Genomic DNA, 6968 nt, shown 5'->3' on the forward strand with positions numbered 1-6968 from the left:
CGTCGGTGACCGCCCGCCCCCACCCCAACCCTCCCCCGAAGAGGGAGGGGGTCATGCATCCTCTCGCTCCCCCACCGGGGGAGGGCCGGGGTGGGGGCCGGATGTTATGCCTTACCTCCCAATCGCTACCCCCATGAAAACCGTCAAATCCTTCCCCCGCAAAGTCCAGGAAATCGCCAACACCTTCATCCCCCTGGCCGACGGCACCCGCCTGGCCGCGCGCATCTGGCGGCCGGTGGATGCCGAGCGCAAACCCGTGCCCGCCATCCTCGAATATTTGCCCTACCGCAAGCGCGACGGCACCGTGGTGCGCGATGCCCTCACCCACCCCTACCTCGCAGGCCACGGCTACGCCTGCGTGCGCGTCGATATGCGGGGCAGCGGCGACTCGGATGGCGTGATGTTGGACGAATATGCCGAGCAAGAGCTGGCCGATGCCGAAGAAGTCATCGCCTGGCTGGTGGCGCAAAGCTGGTGCACCGGCAAGGTGGGCATGATGGGCATCTCCTGGGGCGGCTTCAACGGCCTGCAGGTGGCCGCACGCCAGCCGCCGGGGCTGGAGGCGGTGATCACCCTGTGTTCTACCGACGACCGCTACAGCGACGACATCCACTACAAGGGCGGCTGCCTGCTGGGCGAAAACCTGGGCTGGTCGGCCACCATGCTGGCCTATTCCTCCCGCGCCCCCGACCCGGCCCTGGTGGGCGACCGCTGGAAAACGATGTGGCTGGAGCGGCTGGAGGCCGAGCCGCTGCTGGCCATCCCCTGGCTGCAGCACCCGCACCGCGATGCCTACTGGAAGCACGGCTCGGTGTGCGAAGACATTGGTGCCATCCAGGCCGCCGTGCTGGCCATCGGCGGCTGGAACGATGCCTACTCCAACGCCGTGCCACGCCTGGTGGCCGGCGTGCAAAGTCCTGTCAAAGGCATCATTGGCCCCTGGGCCCACAAGTACCCGCACTTCGCCGTACCCGAGCCGCGCATCGGCTTTCTGCAAGAGGCCCTGCGCTGGTGGGACCAGTGGCTCAAGGGCGTGGACACCGGCGTAGACCAGGACCCGGCGCACCGCACCTACATCATGGAGATTGGCCGCCCCGGTGCCAGCGTGGCACACATCGCCGGTCGCTGGGTGAGCGACACCGTCTGGCCGTCGGACCGGTCTGAAACGCAGCGCTGGCACCTCAACACGCAGGGCCTGGGCCCCACCCCGGATGTGAAGGGCAAGCAAATCGTCTCCTCGCCCCAGCACACCGGGGCCGACAGCGGCGAGTACTGCATCATCTGGCTCGGCCCGGAGTTCCCCGGCGACCAGCGCCAGGACGACTCGGGCTCGCTCACCTTCGACACGCCGCCTCTCGCCAAGCCCATCGACCTGGTGGGCGCGGCGGTGCTGCACCTGCAGGTCAGCAGCGACCGCCCGGTGGCGATTGCTGCCATCCGGCTCAACAGCGTCTGGCCCGATGGGGCCGTGTCGCGCCTGACCTATGCCGTGGCCAATCTGTGCCACCGCGATAGCCACGAACACCCCGAGGTATTGGAGCCCGGCAAGGTCTACACCTTGCAGATCGCGCTGGACGACGTGGCCTGCACCGTGCCCCAAGGCCACCGCCTGCGCGTCTCCATCTCCACCAGCTACTGGCCGCTGGTCTGGCCCGCGCCCGAGCCGGTAACGCTGACGGTGCACACGGGGAATAGCTTCATCGACATCCCGGTGCGCAAACCCAAGCGCGGCGAAAAAGCCCCGGAGTTCGCCCCCGCCGAGGCCGCGCCACCGGTGAAGCTGGTGACCGTGCAGCCCGCCTGGAACAAGCGCGAGGTCACCACCGACCAGCGCACCGGCGAGCGCCGCATGGCCATCGTCGACGACTTTGGCCGCAGCACCAGCACCGAGCACGGCCTGACCACCTGGGGCTGTGGGCGCGAGAACTACCGCATCCTGCCCGACGACCCGCTGTCGGCCCAGCAAGACTGCCACTGGTCGATGGAGACCTCGCGCGGCGACTGGAAAGTGCGCACCGAAACCTATTCCAGCCTGCGCGCCAGCAAGACGCACTGGCTGGTGTCGGGCAGACTGGAAGCCTATGAAGGCGACACCCTGGTGTTTGCCAAGGACTGGAATAAAAATATCCCGCGCAAGCTGGTTTAAGCCTTTCAGGCCGCTAGCGCCCATTCCATGGGCGTGAGCAGCTCTTATTTTTGAAGCATTTATGCAAACCAAGTATTTCGTGCAGCTGGTCGCTTTGTCTGCCTTGTGGGGCTCGTCCTTCATGCTGACGCGCCTGGCGGTGCCCACGCTGGGGCCGAACCTGGTGGCGGGCCTGCGCATGGCCATGGCCACACTGGTGCTGGGCACCATCATGCGGGTGGCGCGCCAGCCCTGGCCCTGGGCGCAGTGGCGCGAGATGTTTTTGCTGGGCGCGCTGGCGGTGGCCGGGCCGCACTTTTTTTACTCGTGGTCGTCGCTGGAGCTGCCTGCGGCCTACGGCTCGCTGCTGTCGGTCACGGCGGTGCTGTTTGGGGCCTTCATCTCGGCTTACATGAAAGAGGAAGCGCTGACCCCGGTGAAGCTGATGGGCTGCCTGCTGGGCTTTGGCGGCGCGGCGCTGGTGGTGCAGCTGGGCCCCGTCAACCCCACGCCGCTGCTGGTGCTGTCGGCCCTGGGCTGCGTGGCGGGCGCGGCGCTGTCGGGCATGTCCACCCCATTTTTGAAACGCGCCACCACCCGGCTGGAGCCGCTGGCCATCACCGCTGGCATGCATGCCACCGGCGCGTTGCTGCTGCTGCCCGGTGCCCTGTACGACCTGCCCCGCGCGCATTTCACACTGCCCGCCCTGGCCGGGGTGGTGCTGATGGGCACAACGACTTCGGGCATGGCCTACTGGATGTACATGCGCATCATGCGCCACGTGCCCCCGGTGGCGGCGCTGAGCAGCACCTTCCTGGTAACCGGTTTTGGCGTGCTGTTTTCCATCATTTTTCTGGGCGAAGCCACCGGCCCCGGGCTGTATGCCGGGGGCGCATTGATCGTGCTAGCCAGCATGATGGTGATGGGCTTCAACCCCTTTCGCCGCACGGCGTAAATCGTTTTCTATCCACAGGACTTGTATGGCACTGAACATTGGTTTTATCGGCTTGGGCAGCTTGGGCGAGGGCCTGTGCAACAGCCTGGTGAAGGCGGGCTTCCCCGTCACCGTGACGGACCTGAACCCGGCTGCGGCGCAGAAGCTGCTGGCGGCGGGTGCGGCCTGGGCGGACGATGTGGCCGGGGTCTGCAAAGGCGCGGATGTGGTAATCACCGTGCTGCCCTCACCCGCCATCTCCCGCAAGGTGGTGGAAGGCCCGGGTGGCGTGTTTGAGAACCTGCGTGCGGGCGGCGTGTGGATAGAGATGAGCACCACCGACTTTGAAGACCTGCAGCGCCTGCAGGCCGCTGCCGCCGAGCGCGGCATCGCGGTGCTAGAGTGCCCGGTGACCGGCGGCGTGCACCTGGCCAATTCGGGCCAGATCACCGTGCTGGTAGGCGGCGACGAAGCGGTGTTCCAGCGCGTGGAGCCGCTGCTGGCGGCCATGGGCGGGCAGATCATCTACATGGGCAAGCTGGGCAATGCGTCGGTGGTGAAAGTGGTCACCAATATGCTGGCCTTCATCCACCTGGTGGCCGCGGGCGAGGCCATGATGGTGCCCGCCAAATACGGCGTTGACCCGGACGCCACCTACCGCGCCATCCGCGCCAGCTCGGGCAACAGCTTTGTGCACGAGACCGAGTCGCAGCTGATCCTCAGCGGCAGCTACAACGTCAAGTTCAACATGGACCTGGCCTGCAAAGACCTGGGCCTGGTCAACGGCATCGCCGAAAAGCTGGGCGTGCCGCTGGAGCTGGGCGGCATGACGCAGCAGATCTTCCGCCGCGCGCGCGGCATGTTCGGCAGCCAGGCGCAAAGCCCCGAGGTGGTGCGCATGCTGGAGCAGGCCTGCGGCCTGGAGCTGCGCGCGCCCGGCTACCCCACCGAGCTGGTGGCGGAGTAAGCCATGACCCACGAAGACTGGCTGCGCAAAGCCCAAGCGCTGCACATCGAAGGCCGCCTGTTCATCGAAGGCCGCTACGTGGACGCGCTGGGCGGTGGCAGCTTTGACTGCATCAACCCCAGCACCGGTAACGTGCTGGCCCGCGTTGCCCAGGGCGAGGCCAAAGACATCGACCTGGCCGTGGCCAGCGCCCTGGCCGCCTGGACCGACCGCCGCTGGCGCGGCCAGGCCCCGCGCGAGCGCATGCAGGTGATGAACCGCTGGGCCGACCTGGTAGAGCAACACGCCGACGAACTGGCGCTGCTGGAGACGCTGGACATGGGCAAACCGATCAGCGACATGCTGAACATCGACCTGCCCGAGGTGCTGCGCACCATCCGCTATTTCGCCGAGTGCATCGACAAGGTGGAGGGGGCCGTGACCCACACCGCGCCCGGCTCGCTGCACATGATCCTGCACGAGCCGCTTGGCGTGGTGGGGGCCATCACGCCGTGGAACTATCCCATGCTTATGGCGGTATGGAAGCTGGCCCCCATCCTGGCCGCGGGCAACTGCGTGGTGCTCAAACCCGCCGAGCAGGCCCCGCTGACCTGCACCCGGCTGGCCGCATTGTTCGTGGAGGCGGGCGGCCCCGCCGGAGTGTTCAACCTGGTCAACGGCCTGGGCCCCGAGGCAGGCCGCGCGCTGGCCCTGCACCCGGACGTGATCAAGCTGTCGTTCACCGGCTCCACCCGCGTCGGCAAGCTGCTGATGGGCTACGCCGGGCAGTCGAACATGAAGCGCGTGGCGCTGGAAACCGGCGGCAAAAGCCCGCAGATTTTCATGCCCGACCTGTACGACCTGGACGCAGCGGTAGACCGCGCCGTGGGCGGCATTTTTGACAACGCCGGCCAGGTCTGCAATGCGGGCTCGCGCCTGCTGGTGCACCGCGACCTGCAAGAGGCCTTCACCGCCAAATTCATCGCCCGCACCCAGGCGCTGTACCAGCCCGGCGACCCGCTGAACCCTGCCACCACCTTAGGCCCACTGGCCAGCCAACCCCACCAGCGCAAGGTGCTGGCCGACATCGCCCGCGGCCAGGCCGAAGGCGCGCAGATGGTAATGGGCGGCATGCCGCTAGAACGACCCGGCACCTATGTGCCCCCCACCCTGTTCGTCGGCCACAACCGCATGGCCATCGCCCAGGAAGAAATCTTCGGCCCGGTAGCCACCCTCATCCCCTTCGACACCGAAGCCGAGGCCATCGCGTTAGCCAACGACTCCGTCTACGGCCTCGCCGCCGCCGTCTGGACCCGCGACCTGCACCAGGCCCACCGCATGGTCGGCGCGCTAGAGGCTGGTGTGGTGTGGGTCAACTGCTTCGGCGACGGCGACATGACCCAGCCGTTTGGCGGGTACAAACAGTCGGGGAATTCACGGGACAAGCATGTAGACAGTTTGCTGTCGTATATGCAGACTAAATCGGCTTGGTTTCAGGTGGGGTGAGGGGCCAATTGAAGGAACAAAGTTCTGCATAGGACTTGGGGAACATTTGGCCGTCTTTAGTAGACCAAAACCCCCGATCTTTAAGGGATACCATGGGGCCCCCGCATCCTGCAGTTGGCAATAAAAACAGGCCCCCTAATGAACATTTGCGCAGCAAACCGAGCAGTTGGCATCCAAGTAAAAAAATTCATCGAGAACGTTAGCGATGTCAAGGAAGAATCCATTACGGATTTCTTGGTTTGGCAGTGGCGCGAACTAGATAAACGCTTCAACTTTCTCCGCGTAACTCCATTCGATCACCATACTGAAAACTCGACTACCGGGGCTGACTTTGACCTAGAGCTGTGGTTGGTCGGGAGGACACACCATATTTCACTAGCTGTGCAAGCCAAGAAATTCATTAAGCGACATGACTCTTACGTAACGCGCCTGAGGTATCCCGGTGGAACCAAATCTCAGATGGACACACTGCTCACTTATGCCAAGACAAAGGGTCGGCTTCCCTTTTACTTCCTCTACTCACTACCTGAGACGACCAGCATGTCTATGTGCGGGCGTGAGGACCATGAATTAAATGCGGTGTTCATGGCCGACGCAAAGAAGATGGAGGAATATGCGGATGGGAAACACGGCAAGCGGGTCTCCCGTGATCAGTTGCTAGCCGAAAGCAACCCGTTTCACTGCATGTTTTGTTGTCCACTCGGCCCAATAGATGGGTACATCCGGAACTATTTTCCGAAATCGGGAGATGGCCCTACGACATCAAATGATGGCCTACCAAGTTACGTAACGCGACTGTTGGACAAGGGGCAAAACGTTGACAGCCCGGATCAAATCACTAACTTGACGGACTCAGAAGCACCAAGGGAGTTCAAGGCTATTGGTGTGTACGACTTGCGAGATGCTGATTAAAACCGACCATCTGAGCTGATAACTCTTTGCGCTAAAAGCCCTCCAGTTCGCGACCAACGCGATGCCCGGCGCAGGCAGCCGGGCCGATCCCGCTCCCGGGGTCCCCATCTGTATGCGCCGAGGAGCACAGCTTTGGGCGGATCAGGGCTGGCGTTGTTTGAGCGCCAGCGAGTTTAGCCAAACCCCGCCCAAAGCGAGCACCGCAGGTTCCCGTAGCGCCAGCGGAGGGCGCAGACAGTTGGGGCGCCTTTCTTTGGGTTACTTTTGGTGTTCACCTAACTTTGCTTCGCAAAGTGAGTGAACCCCGCGTGCAGAGCACGCCATTGCGCAAAAGAACAAGTGACTGCGCCGCCGGGCACATCACGCGGCCGACGATGCAGGCAGCCACACAGAAAACGTCAACGCCAATCCGCCAATAGGGGTCGGAGCCTCATGGCACTAGGATAAGCCCCGCCGCATGCGAATCGCCGCTCTGGCTGCTGTGCGAGGCACGTTCAGCAGCGGCAACGGTTTGAGTCTTCGCTTCTTAGCCCTGGGCTCAATCC

General features: G+C 64.3%; 5 protein-coding genes. All 5 read left to right on the forward strand.

Annotation, left to right across the window (positions count from 1 at the left end; all coding sequences use genetic code 11):
* The first annotated feature begins 133 nt into the window (after positions 1-133).
* The 5 genes from AC097O_RS14930 to AC097O_RS14950 all read left to right on the forward strand — a co-directional run bounded on the left by AC097O_RS14930 (position 134) and on the right by AC097O_RS14950 (position 6423).
* Positions 134-2146 carry a CocE/NonD family hydrolase gene (locus AC097O_RS14930; protein WP_479593560.1) on the forward strand — a complete coding sequence of 671 codons (2013 nt, stop codon included), beginning with the start codon at positions 134-136 and terminating at the stop codon, positions 2144-2146.
* A gap of 61 nt (positions 2147-2207) precedes the next feature.
* Positions 2208-3080 (forward strand): DMT family transporter, encoded by an 873-nt coding sequence (locus tag AC097O_RS14935; protein ID WP_479593561.1) that lies wholly within the window; start codon positions 2208-2210, stop codon positions 3078-3080.
* A gap of 25 nt (positions 3081-3105) precedes the next feature.
* Positions 3106-4026, forward strand: coding sequence for an NAD(P)-dependent oxidoreductase (locus tag AC097O_RS14940; protein WP_479593562.1), 921 nt, complete (start codon positions 3106-3108; stop codon positions 4024-4026).
* Between the two features lie 3 nt (positions 4027-4029).
* Positions 4030-5511: an aldehyde dehydrogenase gene (locus AC097O_RS14945; protein ID WP_479593563.1), complete on the forward strand. Its 1482-nt coding sequence runs from the start codon at positions 4030-4032 to the stop codon at positions 5509-5511.
* A gap of 138 nt (positions 5512-5649) precedes the next feature.
* Positions 5650-6423 carry a DUF6615 family protein gene (locus tag AC097O_RS14950; protein ID WP_479593564.1) on the forward strand — a complete coding sequence of 258 codons (774 nt, stop codon included), beginning with the start codon at positions 5650-5652 and terminating at the stop codon, positions 6421-6423.
* The last annotated feature ends 545 nt before the right edge of the window (positions 6424-6968 follow it).

Source organism: Rhodoferax sp. LS1P39, assembly GCF_056521425.1.